At 41.9% G+C, this 26,549-nt stretch carries 19 protein-coding genes; 7 read left to right on the top strand and 12 right to left on the bottom strand.

Features of this window, described 5'->3' with window-relative positions:
- Nucleotides 1–220: 220 nt before the first annotated feature.
- From GJU39_RS00185 to GJU39_RS00135, 11 genes are all read right to left on the bottom strand, one after another.
- A complete protein-coding gene (locus GJU39_RS00185) occupies nucleotides 221–2,440 on the bottom strand; it encodes a peptidase domain-containing ABC transporter (RefSeq protein ID WP_154278662.1) in 2,220 nt (739 codons plus the stop codon).
- Entirely contained in the window at nucleotides 2,427–3,395 is a 969-nt protein-coding gene (locus GJU39_RS00180) for an SPASM domain-containing protein (protein ID WP_154278661.1), read from the bottom strand. The genes GJU39_RS00185 and GJU39_RS00180 overlap by 14 nt, the downstream gene beginning before the upstream one ends.
- Nucleotides 3,385–3,627 (bottom strand): hypothetical protein, encoded by a 243-nt coding sequence (locus tag GJU39_RS00175; protein ID WP_154278659.1) that lies wholly within the window; start codon nucleotides 3,625–3,627, stop codon nucleotides 3,385–3,387. The genes GJU39_RS00180 and GJU39_RS00175 overlap by 11 nt, the downstream gene beginning before the upstream one ends.
- Entirely contained in the window at nucleotides 3,624–4,583 is a 960-nt protein-coding gene (locus GJU39_RS00170; RefSeq protein WP_154278657.1) for an ATP-grasp domain-containing protein, read from the bottom strand. The genes GJU39_RS00175 and GJU39_RS00170 overlap by 4 nt, the downstream gene beginning before the upstream one ends.
- Before the next feature lie 12 nt (nucleotides 4,584–4,595).
- Nucleotides 4,596–4,757, bottom strand: a complete 162-nt coding sequence (locus GJU39_RS00165; RefSeq protein WP_154278655.1) for a hypothetical protein — start codon at nucleotides 4,755–4,757, stop codon at nucleotides 4,596–4,598.
- A 10-nt stretch (nucleotides 4,758–4,767) separates the two neighbouring features.
- Complete coding sequence (locus GJU39_RS00160; RefSeq protein ID WP_154278653.1) at nucleotides 4,768–4,956, bottom strand: hypothetical protein; 189 nt, start codon at nucleotides 4,954–4,956, stop codon at nucleotides 4,768–4,770.
- Between the two features lie 287 nt (nucleotides 4,957–5,243).
- Nucleotides 5,244–5,414: a hypothetical protein gene (locus tag GJU39_RS00155; protein ID WP_154278651.1), complete on the bottom strand. Its 171-nt coding sequence runs from the start codon at nucleotides 5,412–5,414 to the stop codon at nucleotides 5,244–5,246.
- 21 nt (nucleotides 5,415–5,435) lie between these two features.
- Entirely contained in the window at nucleotides 5,436–5,615 is a 180-nt protein-coding gene (locus GJU39_RS00150; protein WP_154278649.1) for a hypothetical protein, read from the bottom strand.
- Nucleotides 5,599–5,769, bottom strand: coding sequence for a hypothetical protein (locus tag GJU39_RS00145; RefSeq protein ID WP_154278647.1), 171 nt, complete (start codon nucleotides 5,767–5,769; stop codon nucleotides 5,599–5,601). The genes GJU39_RS00150 and GJU39_RS00145 overlap by 17 nt, the downstream gene beginning before the upstream one ends.
- Nucleotides 5,770–5,820: 51 nt before the next feature.
- On the bottom strand, nucleotides 5,821–5,994 hold the full coding sequence (locus GJU39_RS00140; RefSeq protein WP_154278645.1) for a hypothetical protein: 174 nt from the start codon (nucleotides 5,992–5,994) through the stop codon (nucleotides 5,821–5,823).
- 57 nt (nucleotides 5,995–6,051) lie between these two features.
- Nucleotides 6,052–8,451, bottom strand: coding sequence for an outer membrane beta-barrel family protein (locus GJU39_RS00135; protein WP_154278644.1), 2,400 nt, complete (start codon nucleotides 8,449–8,451; stop codon nucleotides 6,052–6,054).
- Nucleotides 8,452–8,730: 279 nt separating this feature from the next.
- Here GJU39_RS00135 and GJU39_RS00130 point away from each other — a divergent pair, with 279 nt between their 5' ends.
- Nucleotides 8,731–9,456, top strand: coding sequence for a LytR/AlgR family response regulator transcription factor (locus tag GJU39_RS00130; protein WP_154278642.1), 726 nt, complete (start codon nucleotides 8,731–8,733; stop codon nucleotides 9,454–9,456).
- Here GJU39_RS00130 and GJU39_RS00125 read toward each other — a convergent pair.
- A complete protein-coding gene (locus tag GJU39_RS00125; protein WP_154278640.1) occupies nucleotides 9,453–9,590 on the bottom strand; it encodes a hypothetical protein in 138 nt (45 codons plus the stop codon). The two genes, GJU39_RS00130 and GJU39_RS00125, sit on opposite strands and share 4 nt — an antisense overlap.
- An 11-nt stretch (nucleotides 9,591–9,601) precedes the next feature.
- On the opposite strand from GJU39_RS00125, the gene GJU39_RS00120 reads away from it, so the two are divergent.
- From GJU39_RS00120 to GJU39_RS00095, 6 genes are all read left to right on the top strand, one after another.
- Nucleotides 9,602–10,717, top strand: coding sequence for a sensor histidine kinase (locus tag GJU39_RS00120; protein WP_154278638.1), 1,116 nt, complete (start codon nucleotides 9,602–9,604; stop codon nucleotides 10,715–10,717).
- A gap of 1,252 nt (nucleotides 10,718–11,969) precedes the next feature.
- A complete protein-coding gene (locus GJU39_RS00115) occupies nucleotides 11,970–12,482 on the top strand; it encodes a DUF4402 domain-containing protein (RefSeq protein ID WP_154278636.1) in 513 nt (170 codons plus the stop codon).
- 82 nt (nucleotides 12,483–12,564) lie between these two features.
- Nucleotides 12,565–13,419 carry a fimbrial biogenesis chaperone gene (locus tag GJU39_RS00110; protein WP_154278634.1) on the top strand — a complete coding sequence of 285 codons (855 nt, stop codon included), beginning with the start codon at nucleotides 12,565–12,567 and terminating at the stop codon, nucleotides 13,417–13,419.
- 39 nt (nucleotides 13,420–13,458) lie between these two features.
- Nucleotides 13,459–22,950 (top strand): fibronectin type III domain-containing protein, encoded by a 9,492-nt coding sequence (locus GJU39_RS00105; protein ID WP_154278632.1) that lies wholly within the window; start codon nucleotides 13,459–13,461, stop codon nucleotides 22,948–22,950.
- A complete protein-coding gene (locus GJU39_RS00100) occupies nucleotides 22,943–23,470 on the top strand; it encodes a DUF4402 domain-containing protein (protein WP_154278631.1) in 528 nt (175 codons plus the stop codon). Before GJU39_RS00105 ends, GJU39_RS00100 begins: the two co-directional genes overlap by 8 nt.
- Nucleotides 23,471–23,476: 6 nt before the next feature.
- Entirely contained in the window at nucleotides 23,477–26,533 is a 3,057-nt protein-coding gene (locus GJU39_RS00095) for an SPOR domain-containing protein (protein ID WP_154278629.1), read from the top strand.
- Nucleotides 26,534–26,549 lie beyond the last annotated feature (16 nt).

Raw genomic sequence — 26,549 nt, 5'->3', positions numbered from 1 at the left:
TGGTGCATTTAAGTAAGCAAACTGTTAATGTGAATCGACTTTCCTATTATAACTATAAATGTGAATATGTTTGTTAAACCAAAATAGGGTCGAAATAGGCTTACTGCCTATTGAACGCTTTTATTTATACATGCGGTGTGTTTATCGAAAGTTAAAATATCTTTGTCTGTCCAATCGAATTTCTGAAACCAGTCAATATACATGTCTGCCTCGCTTTTCTTTAACAGGCTATAACTGAAACTTGGTAATTGAACAGATCGTAGTAGCCTCCTTTTTTTTGCATAAGCACTTCATGGGTACCTATTTCAGCTACCTGCCCTTCTCGCATAAAGATGATAGTATCTGCATTCATAATTGTACTCAGACGATGAGCTATAATGACTACAGTTTTATTTTCAAAATGGCTCCATAGGTTCTCCATTACCCTAAATTCAGTTTTAGCATCCAAGGCACTTGTTGCCTCGTCAAATATCAGGATTTCAGGTGAGCGATAAACGGCTCTAGCAATAAGTAGCCTTTGATATTGTCCTTTACTCAGGTTTATTCCTGATTGGGAAAGGTTAGTGTGATAGCCATTGGGAAGTCCATTGATGAAAGTGTGAATTTCGGCTATTTCACATGCCCAATTTATTCTTTCAAAGTTCATATTGCCCTTGTCAAGACAAATATTATTGGCGATGCTATCTGAGAAAATCATGCCATCCTGAAATACTGCTCCACAGATTTTTCGCCAATGATCAGGTGCGACTTTACTAAGTTCCTGCCCGCCATAAAACATCTCTCCATGGTCTGTTTCCAAAAGTCTCAGCAGTATCTTAGCAATAGTGCTTTTTCCGCTTCCGCTTTCTCCGACAATTGCGGTTACTTCCCCAATCTTAATGTCTAAATCAAAATTTTTTAGCACAGGTGGCATAGTCAGCGTATCGTAGGAGAAACTGATATTTCGAAGGGAGATGTAGTGATCTGCTGTGCTAGCTCGCAGACTTGGGGTAATCTTTTGAAGTTGGTTGCTTTCGCTGGCTGTGGTTTCTGTTTCTTTTGCAAAAATGGAATTGATACGCTTGCCGCTGATTTGTGCATTGATATAGGCATTAAAGAATGTTGATAGGAATTCTATAGGTACGCTGAGTTGACCAACGATAAATGCGATACTAAAAAATTGGCCCATGCTAAGTTCTTCGTGGGTTACCATGATGGCACCTATCCCTGTGAAGCAGCAAAGGTTAAGGATGCTAAGGGCTTTAAAGCCCATGCTTTCGATGCTATTAAGACGAAATGAACGAAGGTTGATAGCATATTCTTTCTGCTGTTTCGATTCCCAGATTCCTAGGCGGTTTTCCACACCCTGATAGAGTTTGACTTCTTGCATACCGATTATGAATTCATAAAGAAAGCTGGTCTGATCAACATCAACATCGTAACGTTGGTAATTAATGAGTCTCTTTTTATCGTTAAATACTGACATCCATGCTGCGCTTAGAATGCTGTAGAGCAGCATCCAGAAAAACAGGTATTTATTAATGGGATAGAGGATGATGGAATAGAAGATATACATGCTGAGGTTGAATATCAGCTGAGGAAAAGTCTGTGTATTAAATTCTTCTATTTTATTATGATCATCCATTTTCTGTACCAGTTCGGATATTTTATGTTGTTCAAAAAACCTAGGGGTAATAATAGTCAGTCTTTTGAGGAATTTTCTTAAGTTATGGATGAAAAGTTTATTGGCTGATTTTTGTATAATATATTGGTGAAGTACTTCAGAGAGTACTTTTGAGATGGATGCAACAAATAGAAAAGCTACGATTCCGATGATAAGTGCCTGATCTTTTTTAACGATTCCAAGGTCGATGAGCCACTGATTGGTCCGCACAGTCCCGTAGCTTAGCAGTCCGGTGATGAACAAGATAAATGTGGTGGCAATTATGGTCGTTTTAAACTGTAGAACCTGCTGCCAGAGGTAATTTTGGTTGTGATCTTCCTTTTGATGTTTCTGTTGCAGCTTTTGTTCATCAGCGATATCAAATGCCATGGCATATCCGTACTCCTGCCCGGCCGGATACCATTTTTCCAAAAAATCTTTTTCGTCAAGCTTAATCTTACCATAAGCTGGATCAGCTATATGGTAGTAATCCTTATGATTGCGATTTGATATGTGGTAAAGCACAACATAATGTCTTTCCGACCAGTGTAGAATACAAGGCAGATCAACCATTTCTCGAAGGTTTTTTGAGTCGATCTGTATTTCAGCAGTATCCAGTCCTATTAGATTTGCGGCTTTCCTGATATGTAAAAAAGTGACGCCCCCACGCTGTTCGCCGCAGCTTTTACGGATGAATTCAAGTGGAACGTTCGCTCCATAATGAGATGCTATCATCTGGATGCAGGTATGCCCACAGTCAGATGATTCTTCTTGTATATGTGACTTAAAACGCTTCAAGCTGGTATGTTCCTTTATGTGATAGTATTAATGGATTTTGGGGGAATAAGGCATAGCGCAGTTCATTGTCTTTAAAGTCTTCAATATTGTCATTGGATATATCCCACCATTTTCTGAATTCTTTCTTCTCTATTATCTCCCCTAGCGGCTGTTCAAAGATATTCCCAAAGCTCTCCTGATGCAGCAGGCAGTTTTTTACATTACCAATGTGATCAATTTCGATCCGCTTGAAAAAATAGGGATGGTGGTTGGAAGACAGCAGGAAAAACTTTCTGTTTACCAGGTATTTATCGAGTGGGAATGGTCGAGAATAGACAGATGATGGCTCTTCGGCAAAAAAAGAGATGTCTTCACTTTCTATGTTCGGCACTTTACCTTGATATCCTAATATAATGATTTTGTCAATTTTCGGATAATTTTGGTAAAGCTGTTTCAGAGCCGAGATTTCTAGCCCTTTATAGTCCTCCAGATAAATTGCAATTGACCTCAGGGTAGAGGTCGATAATCCCGTCAGGAATACATCCAATTTTATGAGGATGTTGTGATCTCCTGGCACTCTGATCTCAAGATTTTTGCAAAGGGTTTCATCCAGCTGCCAGCTAAAGTTTGTGTAATCTGCTTCCAGGTTGAATTCCAATACGCAGTTGCTGATGTGTTCGGGAACGAAATATGCTTTGTCCATCCGAGGAAATGCGTGCGGCTCATCAGTATAGAAGGCTAACTGGTTTTCCCTTAAATAGCTGACATATTCATCAAATGTTTCACAGTCTTCTCCTTCAAGTTCTGCCCGCACTGCAGCTACTGGCCTGGATGAGAATTCTTCCAAAAGGTCATTAAGGCTATTAGGGATGAAGCATAAGGTTCCTTTTTTAAAATTATAGATAACGCTGCGCTCGTCTCCCCTCACATTCTGGTTATGTGAATAGAGTATAAGGTGACTTCCTTTATTGATCATCTGTTTTTTCTTCTATTAAGATATTTGAATATGGGTTTACCGGAGTATATTGAATATACTCCCTTGAAAAATGTTTGGCGGACTGGCTAAACCTGGTATCGGCATACATCTCCCCTATTGAAGCGGTATCTGTAAGGATCATGTAGCGATAAAAAACGGGGATTTTTTTCAGGAATTCCTCTTCAAATATTGATACGTGCTGATCTGGTTTAATTTGCTGTTTTTCAATCATCTGTCATTATTGATAAGCCATTCGGCGATGTGTTTTTCTACGTTTAAATTATTGCGCTCCGATGGGGCAGAATACTGGCCTCCGGGATTAACTTCCAAAAAGTAATATTCGCCATCGTGGGAACGAAGTAGGTCGATGCTACCTGTATTCAGACCTACACTATCCATCAATGTTCTGAGTTTGTTTTCTACGGTCTCTGGCAGTTGGTAGTTAACCCAGTGAAGAAAGTCTTCTGAGTAATTCATTTTAATATCCGCTGGCCGATCTGTGCTATCAAAGACAGCTGCAGAGGAGTAGAATTGACCATCGAGATAAAAAGTCCTAACCTCATAATGGGCAGCTACTTTTTGCTGGAAGAAAGAATAGTTGAAATTCAATGGGAGTTTGTCAATCATGTCCAGATCCATAGTGGTGGTATAGGTAGCGAAGGTTTGGGAACCCGCCCTAAAAAAGCCACTGAACTCAATGGGTTTGGTGATTACAGCGCCATTACGGTGGTGAAACTTGCGAAGTTCTTCGCGACTATTAGTAACGATGGTCTGTGGAGTTTTTAGCCCTATAGCATGTGCCCTCGCCTGTACGTTTATTTTATTAATACTGCCTAATCTCGGGTTCATGAGCCATTTTTTTTCACTGAGCAGATCATACATGGCGTCTTGAAAAGAATCCTGTTCACGGTTGAGTTCATAAATTGATTGGGTGTAAGGCCATTGGTTATACTTAACAAAATCTACTTTTTCCGAAAAACGTCTGCACCAAACACTTTTAATCTTTGGAAAATAATCATTGCCTTTGATTATCATCTTTTTATCAAGGAAGTCTATGGAAAAATCTGTATCCTGAGTGTACAGGTCCTTGGTGGTGAGTTTTAAGAAATCGGCTTTATAATGCAGGAGCCAGTCGATTACCGGATCTGTCCCCTGCTCAAAGCTTCCATATGAAAGTACTAGAATCATTGATGATGTTTTTTAACTTTTCTTTTTAAAATGGTCGTCTTTTGCTGTGTCAGTTTTGTCTGATGCTACTGCTCCTTTCTTTTTTTTCTTTTTTTTGTCGTTCTGACCACCGTAGATACTTTTGCAAGCTTCAGTATCGATGATGAAGGCTGCTAGTTTTTGTAGTTTTTCCATATTTCTTTCTTTATTCGTAATCTCTCCAATAGGTATCCTGAGATACGGTATCCACATCTTTCTTTTCCGACGAGATGGTATCGCCGTCCCCATGGTCTTTCTTTTCAGAGTCTACCAATAGGCTATCCAGGCCACCTTTGATTTTTCCGCAGTTTTGAAGTGACAGGCGGAAGTCTTCAAGTTTTTCGAGTTTTTTCATGTTTAAATTTTCGCCTCTGCGGGCTTTAAGTGTTTTAGATATAGTGTTAAAGCGGCCGGCTGAAACCGGCCGCTGGTCAGATTATTTGAGGGCATCCCTCAACTCATAATGGATAGGTCAAGACACCTTCATAGGCATGTCCATAGTATCATGCGTAACAGTTTCCTGAGCGTCTTTATCCATTTTCGAGCTCTCTACTGGAAAACATCATTTCCTCCGGAAATTCTAGCAATCAAACCTTGGTTGTCAAGTTTGAATCGGTACAATTTCTGCAGTTTTGTTTTTTATTAATCATAGTGGTCATTTGATGCTGAATCTTGACTAGTCGAATCCACATCTTTTTTTGTGGAGTCTGTAGTTGGCTCCGTTGGAACTGCAATTCCACCTACTATTGAACGCATTACCGCTTTGTTTTTGATTGAGAAAGCTGCTAGCTTTTCTAGGTTTTTTGTTTTCATTTTTTTGAAATTTTTAGGTGATTAATCATTTTTTTGGGAGTCCTGGCTAGTAGAATCAATATCCTTTTTACTGGTGTCAGTTGTTGCGACTACAGGTGCTTCAATTATGCCTCCCTGTATCCTGGCAATGATTCCCTGATTGAGAATTCTGAAACTTTTCAGTTTCTCTAGTTTTCCTGATACCTTAATCGTAGTGGTCATTAGAGGCTGAATCCTGCTTTTCTGAATCCACATCTTTTTTCTTAGTATCTACACTTGATTCTGCGATGGCTTGAATACCTCCAGTAAGTGAGGCAAGGATGGCATTGCTCCTCATAACAAACGGAGCAAGTTTTTCGAATTTTGATTTTTTCATTTCGATGTAGGTTTTAATGAATGAGAATGATTAATTCTTACGATCCTATGTCTATGAGTCGTAATGGTCGTTTGATGCTGAATCCTGTTTCTCTGAATCCACATCTTTTTTTGTTGAATCTGTAGTTGGTTCTGCTGGCACTTCAATACCCCCTACGATTGAACGCATTACCGCGTCGTTTTTAATTGAAAAAGCTACTAGCTTCTCTAAGTTTTTTGTTTTCATGTTTTTTGAAAATTTTAAGTGAATAAATGATTTAATTAGAGCTCCGTTGATTTTGTGCTAGTTTCTCAACCGCGATTCATCGTCGTCGAAGTTTTTCTTTATTTTATTTTTCTTATTGGATATCCACTTTTTATTGTTATCAAAGCTCCAGACGACCCTTAGCCATCCTCGCCGATAATCGTGACGTTGATCGAGATAGATGTATTGGTCGCTAAGCGTTGTGGATACCCGCTCTCTTTGAGTATTAAAAATATCGTTGATTCCAAACTGAAAAGCAAATGCCTTGTATTTTTTCTGGAAGGATGCATTTAGTCTTCCAATGGTGCGGTATCGGTCAATCCCTGTTGAGGTCGGTCCGTTTAGCCAGCCACCAAAGCTAAAAGAGAAACTTTTACTCAAGCTGAAGTTATTGTACAGGTTAAGGCTCCAGGAAGAGATTTTATTATCGATCTGGTATTCAGCATATCCGCCTTGAAATACATTTCTGCTAAAATTTACAGACCAACTCATGTTCCACCATTTGTAGAAGTCGCTCTGTCCACTTAAGTTTGCATATAGGTTGCGTTCTCTTGTAAGGTTTCCTTTAAATACGATTACTGATAGATCAGAACCGTTCCTCCTAGTAAGATCTGCAATTACGTTGCGTCCAAAACCATATCCCATGGTGAGGTAGAGGGAATCCCAGAAACTAAATTCTGTTTCAATGTTATCAATAAAGTATGGACGAAGAAAGGGATTACCTTCAGTGTAACTATATGGATCAAAGTAATATCGAAAAGGGTTCAAATCCCTGAAGTCAGGTCTGAGTATTCTTTTACTATAATTGGCAGAAAAGCCAATATTTTCACTAAACTGAAATCCGACATATGCGGTTGGAAATAATTTAAAATAGGTGGAGTCTAGTGAAACTCCGGCGACTGGATCTGTTCCCTTGTAGTTAGTATATTCTCCCCGAAGCCCCAGTTTAAAGTCAATTTTTTTGATCTTAAAAGCATAACTTAAATAAGCAGCCAAGTTACCCTCGTCGTATTTAAAATTATTTGCCTGATCCTGTATAGTATTGGAAATGAATCTAAAGTTGGAGCGGTTCTCTAACCTTGAGTATTTTAGCCCGGCTTCAAGCATTTGCCCCACCCTTGGTTTTAACGAATAATCTGCAGACAGTCCGTAGAGGTTCCCTTTAAAGTCATTTTTAATATCATTCAATTCGGCATTTTGAGAAGGACTTCCGTTGGGCTGAAAAAACTGGTTGTTGACTAAAGAAGTTCTTGGATTATCGTTGGAAAACAGGGAAGCGCTGAACTCGATCTTATTTTTCTTCAAAGAATCCAGATCAGCACTATAGGTACCTGTCAATCCATAGGTAAAGGATTTAGTTCCAGTATCGTTATTTGTTAAGGTATAGGCGGTAGTTCCGGAACTAATGTCTGCCCTGGAGATTACCGATTCAATGTCGCGGTCGTAACTTAATAAATAATCAATGTTTAAATTACTGGATTTGCTGAGGTTGAAAGCTAAGGATTGAAAATAGGATAAAGTTCTGCCTTTGTGCCTTTCAAAGTAATCGGCGTTTAAGTTAGTTGTCCCTCCTCCATTATTTGTATAAACACGATTTTCCCTTCCATCTGATAGGGTATTAGTAAAATTCCCATTCAGGTATGAGGTAGACTCAAAGCCAAGTGTTTTATAACCCAAGGTTGCAGAATTACGGCTGGCGTTATATTTACCTTGTTCATATTGAGAAGAAAGCTTACCAGAAAAACCGTTGAGAACATTTTTTTTCAGTTCAATATTGATAATAGCAGCTGTTCCTTCAGCTGAGTATTTTGCAGGTGGAGTGGTCAAAAGCTCAATCTTTTCGATCTGATCCGGTTTGAGGCCTTTCAAAAAGTCGATAATATTACTTGCTGACATGATGGTTGGTCTGCCATTGAGTAAATATTTCACGCCGGATTTTCCGTTTACAGAGATTTTTTCATCAAGGGCATTTACCCCTGGAAGTAGCCTGAAACTCTCAAAGGCATTCATACCTGCCGCATTGGGATTTTTATAGGGTTCCAGTACCCATCTGTCTATTTGCCTACTAAGCATTTTTTTTCTAGCAACAATAGAAACTTCGTCCAGTTTCAATTCGCTAGTAAACATTTCTATATTATTGAGCGCTATACCATTTTTTAATTTCCAGGCAGGTAAGGAAATGTCTATGTCGCCAAATCCTATAGCATGTATGGCTATTTGATAAATAGCGCTATCTTGAAGTATAATTCCTTTCAAAGATATTTCGAAATTCCCCTGATTGTCACTTTGAACAGTTTTAAGTACACTATTAGGCCTGATTTCTACCAAGTCGATCTTGGCTCCAGCAATGGAGGTTTGATTGACACTGGCAACCAGATGGCCTTTTATGCTTTGAGCGAAAATGCGATCGCAGTTGACGATTAGCACTATAAAGAGCAATATAGCAAGTGTTTTGGAGCTTCCTCTTAAATGTTTTCTTGTTTTTATTGAACCTGATACCTTCACCTGATCTTGCTATTATTGACGTTAATCTATGTTCGGTTTTAAGACCTTTGACTTGTTAAAACTAATTTATCTGATCTTGCTTTGGACTGGACTTTTATTATATTAACCACAGAAAATATTATATGAAATTCGTAATCTTCGATATGAAAGTTAGATTTGCCTGTGTTTTTCAGTAAAAAAAACATAATATTGAACAACACTAAATTGAGAGATATGAAATTGACGAGTGTTGTTATTGACGATGAACCGCATGCAGCTGAAGAATTGGAATTGTTGATTGGTCGCACGCCAGGGATTGAAAATAAAAGGACTTTCAATGATGTTGCTTCTGCAATTGAATACTTAGATGATTTTGGAAAGGTCGATATTATCTTTTGTGATATCAGCATGCCTGAAATAAATGGGCTTGATGCCGGAGAGATTCTAAACCGCCAGTGTAAATTTTTAATTTATGTAACAGCTTATAGGGAATATGCGCTTGAGGCTTTTGGTGTGAACGCAGCTGGCTATCTTCTTAAACCCTTAAGCCAATCTACCTTTATTAAAAAAATTGAAGGTATCAGAGAAAGGGTGACTTTAAAAGACCGAGCAGAAATTCAGGATGGATATATTTTAGCTAAGGGTTCCAATAAGAATAGTTTTACCAAAATTCAGACTATTGAAATTGTCTACATTGAGGCATTGTTAAACTATGTTAAGATCCATACCACTAAGGATTTTTTTATTACCTATGTGAGCCTTAAAGATGTTGAAGAAATGCTAGGAACTAAGAAGGGCTTTGTGCGGATATCAAGGTCAGTTATCATATCCATGCGCTACTTGGAGAAAGTAGAGGGTAATGTTTTAAAGCTTCATAGTGCTCCTGATTTTACTGTCGGAGAAACGTTCAGGAGTGATTTTTATGCACTCCTAAAACGCCACTCCATAAATCGGGATTAAATCCAGATATCGGTAACTGTTACACTTGTTAATGTATTTGTTGTCGGATCTGTTTCTTTAGATTTAACTTTGCTGTTGGAGCGAAAAAAGAATAATGTTCTTTTTTTTAATTTGATAATTTTCTGTGTATTCATAATTCTTTAAGATGAATACCAATGATATTTTTGATCGACGTTCGATGCAGATTTATTATATCAACAGACCTATTTATTATATGAAAATAAGCCCGGAAGACAAAAAGATTATAAATACGCATCTCATCTGTTGGGGAATATATATTTCTTATGAGGTGATACTAGCAGCTTTAATGAAAGGTCAGTTCAGTAGCATTTATTATTATATTTTATTTTATGCATTGAACATCTCATTGTTTTATACACATGCAATCTTCGTAATGCCTAACTTCCTTCCAAATGTAATGCGGGTATGGTATTTCGTTTTTTTGTTGTTACTGGAGATTGTTATTTATTTCTTGCTGACGATTCTTTTAAGTCATATCTTGGATCTCATTCGGGGGAAACAAAGTCCGGTTCAGCTGAGTTGGGTGTATTATGTAGGTTCTTTTTATAGGGCAACGTTATTTATTATTTTTGGCAGTGGATATTACTTTCTCTCTACATTTCTTAGGCGAAACAACAATGAAATGAGGAAGGCTGTAGAAATTGAACGTTTGCAGTTGAGGCTGGTTACCCTGGAACGAGATTTTCTGCGTTCACAGATTAATCCTCATCTGTTTTTTAACACACTAAACTTTGTTAAATATGCTGCTAAAAAGGATTCAGCACTTGCCGAAGAAGCAATTCTTCGTTTATCTGAAATCATGAGTTTTGCGCTGGATAAAAACATGGATGCACATGGTTCTTTGACAGCTGAGGTGAAGCAGGCAGAGAATATAATCCGTTTGAATCAGATGCGATTTGCAGATAAACTAAAAATCAGGCTCGAAGTGAGTATAGATGATGGCCAGAGCAGAACACTCCCACTGATTCTGTTGACAATGGTAGAAAACATGTTTAAACATGGGGATTTAAATTCTGAAGATAATGAGGCACTTATTGAGGTTAGAAATGAGGGAAAGATGATATCTTATCGTACTAAAAATCTTCGGGGGAAATTGTCTTCTCCGATGCCTAGTACAAAAAAAGGATTGGAAAATATTTCTTCAAGACTGAACAGTATATATCCAGTGGAGCACACTTTTAGAGCTGAAATTACCGACAATAAGTTTTTTGAAGTATATGTTGAATTCCCTAAAGCCTGATAGAGACAATATCACTACATATCTAGGATTTATCTTAAAAGTGCCTGCTTTTTTTGAGCGAATTGATCACTTACTTTACTTAAAATCTGTCGTTTTAGAAAAAAACTGATCCAAACAGTTGAAAGCAAGTTTTTTTGAAAATATTTTTTATAATATTTTGACTGATCGTTTTCGAATTACCCTTTGAGCCGTGTTATTCAGCTTATTAAGGGCTTCAAACAAGTTAATATCTAAAATCTCTTTTTTAGACTTTACTTGACATTCTAATCAATTACGCTTCATCCCCCTCACCAAAGCTATTTTAAAAGCCAAAAATGATTGTAAAACCGTTTTTACTTTTCCTTCTGATATCTAAGCAGTCGATATTTTGTACCCAAAACCATTCTATTGGTTAACCCTTGGGATCAAAAAAGGCTCGACCACTATTGGCGAATCGACTGAGGAAGGTAAAAATTATTCGAATCAACAAGCGCCAGAAATATAGCGAGGCCGCCCCAATAATAATAAATGCTTTGAAATAATATCCTCATGTTATATCCTCAAATCCTGTAATTTTAAATGTGTTTTTAAAAAAAACATCGTTAATACACAAAAAAGTACTGCTATCTTTTATAAAGAGTTTTCGGATAAGCCATTTATCTGTACAACAAATGATAAGCATACCTGAAGTAATCCGGGCAAACTTATCTGCAACGATAATACTACCTTTCATAACACCAAAATATCGGGTCTTATCGTTATGGGCCTTAAAAGGAAATTTATTGGTGTGCCCTTTATAATTCTACCTTTTATATTAAAGTGAGTATCAGTTTTACGCCCTTTTTTTGAACGAACATTAGTTCGCTCTCCATTGAGGGGCTATTGGAGTCCCAGTGTATGATGGTTACATTTTATTACTTATCTCAAGGCAAACCAACAAGCTCCGGAGTATCACCAGATCAGAACTCCTGACGGAGCAAAATATCTCTCTTCTTTCAACCGACAAAAAAGAATCGATACCAAAAATGAAAAACCTGCTGAATAATTAAGTCATGAAGAGAAAAACAATTATCCTTCTTCACTGTCAAGCTGCCCTTAAAAAAGGGAAAATAACTATCAGTAGAAATACAATTATGTCATTCATTTCATTCATTATCAACACTTATTCTTTGAAGAAATAGTATTTGCATTACTTTGTATTATCAAACCGAATATCTCTCAGATCCTGAAGCAAATTAACAACAATACATATTCACTATTAAACATTTAACTTATGAAAAAACTATTTACTTGCCTTTGTGCGATGATCGCATTAATGTATTTTAACGCTGGTAAAGCATCTGCTCAGGCTACCGCAAGTGCAAATGCATCAGCAACTATTGTTACACCTATTAGTATTACTAAGGTGACAGACATGAATTTTGGGAATGTAGCTGTCTCTGCAACTGCAGGATCGGTAATACTAGCGCCGGCAGGAACCAGAACAACGTCTGGTGGTGTTACATTGCCAGCAGTGAATGGTACAGTTACCGCAGCTGTATTTACCGTTAACGGTGAAGGTGCATACACTTATGCGATTACCTTACCTTCAACAGCTCTAACCATCACAAATGGCGCTGTAAGCATGACCGTGACTGCATTCACCAGTACTCCTTCTGCTACAGGCACACTTGCAGCAGGTACGCAAACGCTAAGTGTTGGCGCTACTTTGAATGTGGCAGCAAGTCAGGCCGCAGGATTGTACACTTCTGCTACACCCTTTAATGTAACGGTGAATTATAACTAGTCGGCCTTTAAAGCTATGAGCACCTCATTGATAAACACCTGCTTTTTGAACTAAAAGCAGGTGTTTGTTTAAAACCGAAATCATGAAGAAGCCCTCTACCATCAATACTTACTCGTTCCTGTTCTCTTTCCTACTGGTTTGCCTGATCCTTTCCTCTACAAGTATTGCCGCCCAGGGTAATCTGCTGGTGATGCCACGCCGGGTAGTATTGGATAATGCAAAACGTACCCAGGAACTGAATCTGGCCAATACAGGAAGGGATACTGCCCGTTATGAAATTTCTGTGATTCAGTACCGAATGAACCGGGACGGCAATTTTGAGCAGATCACAGAACCAGATACCGGACAGCACTTTGCAACTAAGTTCTTTCGCTTTTATCCAAGATCAGTGGTATTGGCACCTAATGAGGCTCAGGTTGTTAAAATACAGCTCACAAATTCTGGTCAGCTTAGTCCCGGAGAATACCGCTCCCATCTATACTTCAGGTCGGTACCCAAACAAAATCCGCTGGGTCAAACTGAAAAGCCCCAGGGTTCAAGTGATATCTCCGTAAAACTGGTCGCTGTTTTTGGCCTTGCCATACCAGTGATCATCAGAAATGGCGAGATATCAATGAAAGCAGCCTTGTCAAATCTTGAGATTGTTAACAAACAGGAAGCAAACAGCATGCTGAAGATAGACATAAACCGAAGCGGTAATGTATCCGTTTATGGTGATATAAAAGTGAATTATGTTTCGCCAAATGGCACCATAACGCAAGTTGGGCTTGTAAACGGACTATCTGTATATACCCCTAATACAGTGAGAAATTTTCAGCTCCAGCTTGATAGCAAGCCTGGTGTAGATTACCATAAAGGTAAACTTGCTGTGGTTTACACAGCTGAATCTGAAGGTAAACAAACCCTGTTTGCCAGCGCCGAACTCCTGTTAAAGTAATCATCATTAATTCTGCCAAAGAAGGAAGGAAATAGCCTAATGAACGACTGTACAAGGCCTGTTTATTTCTTGAAAAGTGCCATTGTACTGCTCTTCTTTCTGATGGGCGGGTTAAAGGTGAATGCACAAAATATCACCAAATATATTTTCACTGGTACCACTGGCACTTTCACACCCATCAGCGGAGCTACAACACCTGTCCTTTCGGATAATATAGATGATGGTAAATTTCAAAACCTGCCCATAGGGTTCGATTTCTTTTACATGGGTTCCCGTTATACAGCGATATCTGCATCAACCAATGGCTGGCTGGCAATGGGAGCAACACTCACCGATGATTATGTAAACAGCTTAACCAACAGCGGAGTCCGTCCCGTTCTTGCACCGTTGTGGGATGACCTGAGTATTGTGGCTGCATCTAATGTAACCTACAGAACTACCGGCACTGCCGGCTCGAGGGTATTCACCATACAGTATCTCAATCTAAAATGGAACTACCAGGCTACGAATAGTTCGGTCTCCTTTCAGGTTAACCTTTATGAAAGCACAGGTGTAATCCAATATATTTACCGCTCGGAAACTGGGGCCACCAACTCGGCGACGGCTTCTATTGGAATTACTGCCACAGCAAAAGGCAGTGGAAACTTCTTATCGGTTAACAGCAATGGTTCACTGGTTAGTTCCACCACTGAAACTGCGATTACCACCAAGCGCGCTACCGGTACAACCTACCGGTTTACCCCTCCTGTTCCCACAGCACCTACTAACCTCACCTTTACTTCTACCAGCGGCACGGCCATGACTTTAAACTGGACCGACAACTCGGCAAACGAAACCGGTTTTGTAATCTATCGCTCTACAGACAATATCAACTTCACTTTTGTAAACCAGACTTCCGCAAATGCGGTTACTTCAGTTCAAACAGGCTTGAGCGCTGGCACGGTTTATTACTGGAAAGTTTATGCAGTTACTGAAGGTGGTTTAAGTACTGAGCTGACCGGCAACCAACTAGCTACCTGCTCCGGACCGGTTATTGCCCAGTTGCCCCTTACCAACCTGATGGGCTATTACAAGTTTGAGGGAAACGCGAGTGACAACAGGGGAATTAATAATGGTATATTGCAGGGTGCACCAGCACTGGCAACTGATCGCTTCAATATCGCCGCTAAGGCCTATACTTTTAATGGATCCAGCCAATATATTTCCACTGTTGAATCGTATGCAAACCCAGCATCATACAGCACGTCCATCTGGTTTAAAACGACTACTACGGTAGGTGGTGCCCTGATTGGATTTTCAAGTCTCCAAACTGGCGCTGGTGGATCACGCGACCGAATGATGTATATGACAGCAACCGGAAATATTTATGCTGCTGTGGCGCCGGGCGCGGTTAAAAAAACAGTGAATTCAGCAACCGCCTATAACGATGGAAACTGGCACATGGCCACAAACACGGTTGGTGCCGGTGGTTTAAAGCTATATATTGATGGTGCACTTGTGGTGAGTGATGCAACGGTTACAACAAGTGAAGTAAACACAGGTTACTGGCGTATTGGCTATTCTGATGTTTCCACCTGGCCTAATGAGCCAGCAAGCGGTTATTTTCAGGGTACGCTGGATGATGCCATTATTTATCACAGGGAGCTGACTGCCGCGGAAGTGATGGTTCTTTATAATTCTCCTGATGGTGCAGGCAGCAATATGCCCGTTTGTGCGGGCAGTACGCTAAACCTTAGCGCCACAACGGTAGCAGGTGCGACTTACCAATGGACGGGCCCCAACGGTTTCACTTCAGCCCTTCAAAACCCAAGTCTGACTTACGCAGCAGTAAATGAAGGAATCTATACACTACAGGTTACGGTCGCCGGCTGCAGCACGCCAACTGTGGCATATGCAAAGGTAACCTCAACAGGTACTGCCGGGCAGTGGACCGGAAATGTAAGCTCCGACTGGGCAACAGCCAGTAACTGGTGTTCGGGTTTAGTACCTACATCGACAACAAATGTGACTATCACTGCCGGTGCAACAAGAATGCCGCTGATTACTACTTCAGTGAGCTGTAACAACCTGGTGATCAGCAGTGGGGCAACTGTCACCACCTCGGGTACGGGTATACTGAATATTGCAGGCTTGCTAACCAATAGCGGGACATTCACGAGTACCGGTACCACTAATTTTAATGGAACTACTGAGCAGACCTATAGTGGAATATCTGCATTTTATAATTTAACAGTAAGCAATACCGCAGGTTTGGTACTGCCGGCAATAGTTACAGTCAACAATAACCTTACCCTGGCCGCGGGTACGTTGACCACTAATAATTTTAATTTAACCGTAAATGGGAACTGGATAAATAATTCTGCTGCTACAGCGTTTGTTTCTGGCACTTCACAAGTTGCTTTTACCGGTACCGTCGCCCAAACAATTGGTGGTACTTATGCTACCGCTTTTAATGTCTTAAGGATTACAAATACCGGCCCCTCAGTCACCTTACTGAATAATATTAACATTGCCGCTGATTTAGCAGTAACTGCCGGAATTTTTGATCTTGGTGCTTTTACAGCGAATCGTGTAACTTCAGGAGGAACAATATTGCTAAGCGCAGCCAGTACATTAAAAGTTGGCGGAACGAATACCTTCCCTACAAATTATACCACTAATAATCTGATCGTATCCAGCACCGTAGAATACAATGGTACCAATCAGACTGTAGCCAGCCAGCCTTATGGCAACCTTACTTTAAGTAGCGGAACAGGATCTAGTGTAAAAATAATGCCGGCTACTGCTTTGACTATCCTGGGTAACTTTACCACAAATCTGGGTACAGGAACCGCACTGACGGTTACGGAAGCGGCAGCATTACGGGTGAATGGCAATGTAAACATAGGCGCAGCAACTACCATTAACGGGGCGAGTTATGGACTCAGTGTTGGCGGCAGCTGGAACAATGTGGGGGTATTTAACGGAAATACAGGTACTGTGACATTCTTTGGACCTGGAACAAGTATTTCGGGTGCAGGCACACAAAATTTTAATAACCTGACTTTTATTGCCTCAGGCATTACCCTTGCAAATAACGCACTGACATTGACAGGGAATCTGGCCACCACGGGCTCAGGTGCATTCATTCAGGCATCTGGGGGAACCTTAACGATGACAGGAAGCGGAACGACCATCAGCGGTAACAGTATAGTTATAGATAACCTGATGATTTCATCTACAGGATCAGTAAGCTCATCCGCCTCGCTTACGGTAAAAGGTAACCTGGGCGTTAGCAACAGCGGCTCATTTACATCCAGCACCAATGTATTCATGACCGGTACGGATAAAACAATTCTTGGGCCGGGAGCCATCACTTTTAATACTTTGCAGGTTGCTGGTGCCCTGACTACCACAGCTAATTTTTCCATTACCATGGCTTTAAACGTGAGTGGGAGTTTTGCCGCCTCGGCAGGTACTGCAACTTTTACAGGCACCTCTACCTTAAGTGGAACAGCAAATTTATACAATACCACCATAAATGGTACTTCCTTACAGCTGACTTCCAATTCTGTGCTTGGCGTTGCTAATGTACTGACACTGTTATCTGGCACATTGAATGTGACCGCATTTACGCCAAATACAGTAGATTTTAACGGTGCAGGGGCGCAAACCATTAACGGCATTACGTATAATAACCTTAGTCTTTCTACCGCAGCGACGAAAACTGCTGCTGCAGCTATCACCGTAAATAACGACATCACCATCGGCACAGGCGTTACATTTGCCGCCAGTTCGTTTACCCATACCCTCGAAGGTAACTGGACCAATAACGGAACCTTTAATGCAAGTACAGGCACCATAATCTTTAGTGGAGCTAAAACCGTAAATATTAAAGGTGCAACAACCTTTAATACGCTTACCATAAACAAAACTGCCAATACTATCCCGGTTACTTTACTCAGTAATGTGAGCGCAACCCTCGTGAATATAACTTCCGGACTGATCCAGACAGGGAATAATGCATTAACGGTTACGAGTGACAGAACTGGAAATGGAATCATATTGGGGACGATCATCAGAACACATGCTTTCAGTGCAGGAATAAACTATTCTTTTGAATCTCCGGCAAACACTTTATCTTTTGTACAACCAGCGGGCATAAATAGTGTAACTGTAAAAGTTGCAATAGGCTCAATAGCTGACTTTCCTTTTGGTGGCTCTGTTAGCCGTGAATACAATGTAACCATACCGAACGGTACTTATAGTGAGGCCGTTCTGAGGCTGCATTATGAAGATGATGAACTTAATGGGAGCAATGAGAGCACCATGAATCTATGGAAAAATACCGGTTCCGGATGGGCAGCGTCAGGCAAAACCACAGCAAACGGAACAGCAAACTATGTGGAACAATCGGGCCTAACCAACGTATCAGGACGGTGGACGCTATCTGATAATTCCAATGTAGTGAACTGGAACGGCAGTGTGAGCAGCGATTGGAACAATGCCAGCAACTGGACTGTGCAACAGGGTTCGGCCTCAAGACCTCCTGTGGCGACAGACATTGTGAACCTTGGAAATATTTCATTTACCAATCAGCCAACAATCAATACGAATGTGAGCGTTAAAAATATCAATTTTGGCAGTGTACAACCTGTTACCCTCACCATGGCTACCGGAGGTTCACTCACTTCCGGAGATATTCATGGCACATGGTCAGCAAATGCTACCCATAACGTTAATGTCAATAACCAAAACGTGACCATTAACGGCGACCTTGTTCTGAGCGATGGTACCACAGGACATGTCATCAATCTCAACGTTGGAACCGGCACTGTTGCGATAAAAGGATCCCTGACTCAATCCGGTAATGCCAACATTGTCTTTAGCGGTGCGGGTACCCTGAGCATTAATGATCAATTCAATTATACTAACGGTACATTTACACCTGGGACAGGTACAGTGATTTACAGCGGAACGATAAGCCAGACTGTTGGAGCTGTAACTTATAATAACCTGATCATCAATAAAACAAGCAGTGCCGTCATCAACAGTGCGCTTGCTATTGCCGGTGACCTGACCATTACAAGCGGAGAACTTGACAATCTTGCTGCAATCAGTATCATTGGGAATGTAAGTATTGGCACAAGTACAATTTTCAGAAATAACGGCAGTATTAAAATAAATGGTAACTGGATCAATAACGGCACCTATTCTGCCGTAGGAGCCGGCATATCCTTTGAGGGGGGAAATGCACAAAGCATCTCAGCCACCACATTCAACAATCTGACCATCAATAAAGTTCCCGGGACAACAGCAACGCTAACAGGCAATATAGGTATCGGCGGCGACCTTGTATTAACATCAGGAACCCTGGATATTCAGACCTTTACTGCAGACAGAACTGCCAGCGGAGGTAGCACTACTGTTGCAGCTGCAGCAACATTGGTTTTAGCGGCGAATAACTTGCCGGCAAATTTCACGTCCTACAACATCGCTCCAACAAGTACAACCATTCTTAATGGTACAGCCGCACAAGCCATCGCACAGCCAGGTATTGTATTTGGAAATCTGATGATCAGGAACACGGGAATAAAAACACTGGGTAGTGGTGTAGTTATATTGAGCAATCTGACTATTGAAAATGCGGCAACGCTTGAAGGAACCGCTCAAATTATTAATCTGGGAGGTAGCTGGATAAACAATGGAACTTTTACACCAGGCACCAGCACGGTTTTGTTGACCGGCACAGGAAATATTGCCGGAAACACTACTTTCAACAGGGTTACCATTTCCGGAACCTATGCCCAGACCGGAAGTCTGGTTACTTATAACGATCTGCTAACCATTACCAGCACGGGCACAATTACAGGCGCTGCGGGGATTACTACGGTACTCATCAGTGACCTGATAAACAGGGGTACGCTGATCACCAATGGAACAACAACATTTACAGGCACAAAGCTACAGACACTCAGTTTGATCAATGCCACTACAGTAGCCTTAACAGTAAACTTTAATGGTACCGTTTCCCCTGCACTTAATTCCACCTCTGCACCGCAGTTCAGCACATTGAATATCAACAATACCGGCGGTGTTGCACCGAGTGTGGGCTGGACAATCTTTTCCGCATTGAATACCGGACCCGGGGCAACATTTGCAGCGGGGGGTTACACGCATAATATCCTGGGAAGTTTAACCAACAACGGTACAATTACAAGTAGTGGCACCATCAATTTTACCCCTACTACCGCGGTAGCCTTAAATATGGGCACAACTTTTACCAGTACAGGAACCGTTGCTTTTGGTGGTTCCGGAGCCATTACCCTGTTGGGCACACCTGTTTCCCTTGCAAATGTGGTCATATCCAACACCAATTCTTCCGGTCTCACCCCCTCATCCAACTGGCAGATGTCTAACAATTTCACCATCGCCGGCGGCGCCACTTTTAAAGGGAGCACCTTTACCAATACAGTGGGCGGAAATATTTTAAACAGCGGCACGATGGATCCTGCTTCATCCACATTTATTCTAAACCTGACCAACAATCAGACAATTAGTAATGGTGTTTTCAATAACCTTACCCTAAACAAAGCCAGCGGAAGCGTTACCCTGCTTAGCAATGCAACGGCTACCGGGGTACTGACTTTTACAGCAGGTAAAATCACCACAGGAAGTTATAATTTTGGTATTACCGCAACAGGAACGGTAAGCGGTGCTGCACAACAAACAGGATGGATTAACGGTAACCTAAAGAAAAACATAGGAACAGGCGCTACTACCAAATCTTTTGAGGTAGGCGACGTCAACAATTATACCCCGGTGAACCTGGTTTTTAATAGTGTTAGCACTGCCGGGGATTTACAAATCACAACCATAGCGGCTGATCATCCTAATATTAGTAGTTCTACCATTAACCAGGCGAGTAGCGTAAACCGCTACTGGCCGGTGATCAACAGCGGTGTGGTCTTTGATAAATATAACGCTACCCTAAATTTTATAGCCGCCGATGTGGATGGCGGGGCATCAACAGCAGCTTTTGGGGTGGGTGTGTTTGATGGCTCATCCTGGTCTACGCCGGTAACCACCATCAAGAATCCAACCAGTACTACCGCAACCAACATCAATGTACTTGGCGATTTTGCTGTGGGTGAGGTATGCAATGCAGGGACAACAATCCTGTATACCGCCTCGCCGTATTGTACCAACCTGGGCACTGCAGCAGTAACCCTAACTGGTACTACCGGAGGGGTTTTTAGTTCTACACCGGGTTTATCCATAGATCCATCTACAGGTACAATTAGCCTTGCGAGCAGCGCCGCCGGCACCTATACCGTAAACTATACCGTTGCAGCAACAAGTACCTGTAAAGTTTATAGTACCAGCACCACGGTTGTAATCACAAAGGCGGCCAGTGCCACGATCAGTTATCCCGGTTCTCCGTATTATAGCAATGGCGGTATTGCCAGCGTTAATCTATCAGGAAGTCCTGGTGGCATCTTTTCTGCTCCTGCCGGACTTACCCTGGATGCCAATACGGGGGATGTTACCTTATTATCCAGCAGCCCCGGCACCTACACTGTAACTTACACCATTGAAGCAGCAGGAGGATGTTCTGCCTTCACCATCACCAGCAGCATCACAGTCATCAGTTTTAAAACCTGGGATGGTGGCGCTGGCACACCCAACTGGAGCGATCCTGTGAACTGGCTGCCAGATGGTGTACCGGTAATTACCGATCACATTACCCTGTCTGGTGCTTTCACCATCAATGCGGATATAGCTGCCGTGTCAGCTGATCTTACGATGAATAATAGTGGATTATTACTTACCATTAATGCCGGGAAATCTTTATCTGTAGCAGGTAACCTTACAGTAACAGCGGGTACACTGGATGTAAATACCGGCACCTTGAAACTCGCCGCTGGCCTTAGCAGTACTGGTACTATCAGCGCAGCAAATGGTTCGGTAGAGTTAAATGGTAGTGCCGTTCAGACTATACCGGAGGCCTTTTTTACCGGGAATACGGTAAACAACCTGAAGATTGATAATAGTGCCGGTGCGGTGCTTGGCGGTGTCCTGAATGTGAGGAGTATACTGATGGCCGCCAGTGGAAACCTCAATTCGTCGGGTTTTCTGACGCTGGTTTCTACGGCGGCACAAACCGCACTGATAGATGGTAGTGGTATGGGCAATATAACAGGAAATGTAACGATGGAGCGTTACCTCTCTGCAGGTTTTGGGTATAAATATTTCAGTTCGCCGGTTGCCTCTGCTACAGTGAACTCCTTTTCCAATGTGGTGAACCTGGGTGCCAGCTTTCCGAATTTTTACACCTATATTGAAAATGTAGCTATTTCGGGCTGGACAAGTTATACAGGGGCAGCAAATGCACTTGTTCCACTACAGGGTTATGCTGCAGATTTTGGCTCAGATACACAGCCTAAAAAAGTAAGCATTACCGGAGTGGTGAACAATGGATTGGTATCTGCCACTTTGCTAAATCACAATCAGCCTTATACAAAAGGCTTTAATCTGGTGGGTAATCCTTATCCTTCACCAGTCAACTGGAACATAGGCGAAGGCTGGACAAAAAATAACATCGACAACGCCATTTACTTTTTTGATTCCAGTAATACAAGCCAGTATACCGGCACCTATTGCAGCTACATCAATGGTATATCCAGCGATGGCCTTGCCAGTAATATCATTGCATCAATGCAAGGTTTCTTCGTGCATGTGAGCAACGGTACTTTTCCTGTTACCGGTACCCTGGCAGTTAATAATACAGCGAGAGTGAACGACTTATCACCTGTTTTCCATAAGGCGATTATGAGCATCAAAGAACCCAAAAAGCCAAGAACTTTGATCCGTTTGAGTGCAGGTTTTGCAGATGAGCCACACGCTGCGGATCCGATTGTAATTTATGTAGCTGATGGGGCCGGCAGAACTTTTAATCCGCTGCTCGATGCAATTAAGCTTTTGAATACAAATGAACGTGTACCCAACTTCTATGGCTCTAATAAAGGCACTGAGAAACTAGCCATTAGCGCAATAGAAGAAATTGATACCACTACCGTTGTTCCACTTTCTCTTCAGGCAGACAGAAATGGTACGGTCGACTTTGTACTGCGTGACCTGGAAAACCTGCCTGCACCGCTTTACCTCTATTTTTATGATGCAAAAACAAAAAGAAGTACGCTGCTGGAAGAAGATACCAAAGTAAGCATGCAACTTAATACGGGGGTTTACGATAACCGCTTCAGTCTGCGCTTCAGCAATACCAGAACGGAGACTGCTCCGGGCGCAGCCAATGATATTTTCAGGGTGTACAGTAAAGGCGGCAGCTTCCACGTAAACCTGAAACTGGAAAACGAACAGCGGGGAGAACTGATCCTGACCAATATGGCAGGCCAGGAATTGGCCCGAAAAACGATCAGCGGCAACGGTGTTTATGAAATTAATTCGGCACCTGCCACCGGCATATATATAGTCAGTTTCGTAGCCCCGGATAGTGTCCGGTCTAAAAAAGTAATCCATCACAATGAATAGAAAAAAAGAGCGGGCAGACAAAATTATGCTGTATGTGAGGATATTCATGATGAGCCATCTGTTGTACGGCAGCACAGTACTGTATGCGCAGGAAAAACCGCCAAGACCTATTGGCATTTATGTGAATCCGGCGCAGGGACTCATTTTCGGGGCTTTTGTACATACCAATTCCGGTGGGTCGATCATTATCTACCCCAATGGATCAAGACAGGTAACAGGCAGTGTTGTACCTGCTAACCTGGGCTTCTCCTTCTCACCTGCTATTTTTGAGGTAGATGCTGAACCAGGAACACTTATTACGATTATTAATGGCCCGGATGTGACTCTGAACGGAAGTAACGGTGGTTCTATGAATTTGCACATCGGAACTTCCAGTCTCGCTTCTCCATTTGTCACTACTGCTGTGCCCCCATCACGTACACAGCTGTGGATTGGTGGCACGTTAACCGTAGGAAATTCACTTGCCAATCCTCCTGGTAATTACAGTGGCACATTTTCAGTCACTTTTATTCAGCAATAAATCTATATGCCAGAAAACAAAGGCACATTTTATAAACTGCTTGCAATTTCAATAAAGTTGTCGGTTCTGCTGCTTTTTCTATTTTGGCACCTGCCTTTACATGCACAGGAAAAAACAGAGGCAGAAGAAGTTTCTGTTTATTTGAATGTGCAACGGGTGGGCAATACTGAAATATCCTCACTGATCCGTAACGATACGGCTTATTTACCAATAAGTGAAATTTTCGATTTTCTAAAAATTACAAACCGCGCTTCCGCCGATAGGGATTCCCTAAAGGGTTACTTTATCAATAGTAGTGCTCCCTTTCTAATCAACCGGAAAGGCAACCAGATCATTTATAAAGAAAAGACATATCTGCTCCGACCGGGAGATCTGATCAAGACACCTGCTACTCTCTATTTGCGCTCGCAATACTTCGGCAGTATCTTTGGACTGGAGGCTACTTTCAGCTTCCGCAATTTGTCGGTAACAATCAGTACCGATATTGAATTGCCAGCTTTGCGGGAAATGCGGTTGTCGGAGATGCGTAACAATATCAACCAGCTAAAAGGGGAAGCTAAAGCCGATACAACAATCAGCAGAACCTATCCGGCTTTCCATTTCGGGACAGCTGACTGGTCGGTCATCAGCGCACAGGACAGCAGGCTTGGGTCAGATACCCGGGCCAGTCTTCGTTTAGGTGGTCTGATTGCAGGTGGGGAAACTGATGTGGCGATCAATTACCACTCTACAGAGCCACTAATAGAAAGGAACCAGTATTACCAGTGGCGGCTTGCCAATAATGACAATACAATTGTACGGCAGATCACCGCAGGAAAAATTGCAAAACAGTCCATCTCTTCCATTTTCGCGCCGGTTGTAGGTGTACAGGTAACAAATGCACCTACTACACTAAGGCGTTCATTCGGCACTTATACAATCAGCAATACTACCCAGCCTAACTGGGTAGTAGAGTTGTACATCAACAATGTACTTGTCAACTATGTGCGTGCAGATGCCTCAGGCTTTTACAGTTTTGAGGTTCCCCTTATTTATGGCAGCTCGCTCGTTAAGCTGCGTTTCTATGGCCCGGCGGGAGAGGAACGTACCGTAGAGCAAAGCATGAACGTACCTTTTAACTTTCTTCCTAAAAATGAGTTTGAATATACCGCCACTGCCGGCTTTGTGGAAGATGGTGCAGGCAGTAGATTTTCCAGGCTAAGTGCCAATTATGGCGTAACCAGCTTTCTCACTGCTGGTGCAGGAACAGAATATTTATCATCCGTTAGCTCAGGTAGTGTAATTCCGTTTATTAACACTTCGGCCAGGTTGCTGCCCAACCTATTGATCTCTGCAGAATATGCTTATGATGTAAGAACCAGGGCTTTACTTACCTACAGACTTGCATCCGGACTGCAGATTGAGCTGTATGACACCTGGTACAAGCGCGGACAAACTGCCGTTAATAATACTTTTACTGAAGAAAGGAAAGCCATTGTATCTATCCCTTTCAGGGGCAAAAGTTTTTCAGCCTTTAGCAGATTAACTGTAAGTCAGATGATGCTGCCTGGGTTAAAGTATGCTACGGCAGAGTGGCTCGTATCCGGCAATGTCTGGAACCTCAATGGAAATGTAAATACCTTTGGATTGTTCAGTGAAGGTAACGCTCCCTATATTTATAGTAATGGATCCCTTTCCGCCCGCCTTTTCAAAAGCTACCTGTTTACCCAACATGTGTTGTACGAATACAGGGCACGTAAAATTATTGGTTTTAAAGAGGAACTTGAACGCAGGGTATTTAACAATGGTTACCTCAAACTTTCTTATGAGAGCAATCTACAGAGCAACATCAGAAACTTTGAGATAGGCCTGCGTTATGATTTCCAAATTGCCCAAACGGGGGCTTCCATACGAACGGGCAATACGGGCAGTAATTTTCTGCAATTTGCCAGCGGCAGTTTATTTACAGATGCTGCTGCAAACTATAGGAAGTTTGATAACCGTACCAATGTAGGGAAAGGCGGGATCAGCGTAGTTCCATTTCTTGATCTGAATTTCAACGGGCGGAAAGATAACAATGAGCCCCGGGCGATTGGCTTAAAAGTACTGAACAACCGCGGAGGGAATATCGTACAAAGTGTGAAAGATACTGCCATGCAGATCACACAACTGGAACCTTACGTAAATTACCTGTTAGAACTAGACCCTTCCGGATTTGAAAATGTTGCCTGGCAGCTGAAGAAGAAAGTTTATAGCATCGCCGTTGATCCAAACATCATGAAGATTGTGGAAGTACCAGTAAGCGTGATGGGTGAGGCCGGAGGAAATGTGAATATAAAAGATGGTACTGGTGAAAAAGGTATCGGACGTATTATTCTGCAAATATACCAAAAGGGCAAAAAGATGGCCAGTACCATTACGGAATCTGACGGCTATTTCAGTTACCTCGGTCTTCCGCCAGGCGATTATAGGGCGGTAATTGACAGTGCACAACTGGAGAAATTAAACCTTAAGGCAGAACCGGGTTATGTAGATTTTAAAATCAAAATGAGTTTAGACGGTAGCGTAACCGACGGTCTGGCATTTACATTAATTAACAGGCAACCTAAAAAAGCAGATACAAGTGCTGCTGAAAGCCCGGCTCATCAAAGATATCTTCATGAAAATGCGGGAGCGAAAAATCTTGAATCTCGTGAAATAGTTGTAAAGAATAAGTCGGACATCCAGCATAGCGCAGAAAAGAACAGTAAGAAATATGCAAAGGTCCCTGATATATTTGTACCCCAAAATGAAAGCACGAGAAATAGTGATGCCGTAACCGGTGTTCCACTCCATCTCAGATATGGTTTCACTGTACAGATTGCACATTTCAAGATTGTAAATGCATCTGCCTCCCGGGACTTCCTTCTATCAAGATTTGGTTATGATGCTTTTATCGAAAAAACGGGTAAACGGTATTATTACAATGTCTATGTAACTGGCCTAAATGATGCTGCAGCGGCCAGAAGAGTAATCAAAAGTGTGAAATACCGTGGATTCCCTGATGCTTTTCTGCTACCAGGCAGAACTCCGAATAAACCTTAGCCGCCTTTGTGACCAT

The sequence above is a fragment of the Pedobacter petrophilus genome (genome assembly GCF_009674725.1).
GTDB lineage: Bacteria > Bacteroidota > Bacteroidia > Sphingobacteriales > Sphingobacteriaceae > Pedobacter > Pedobacter petrophilus.
This window is presented reverse-complemented; position numbering and strand designations above follow the sequence as displayed.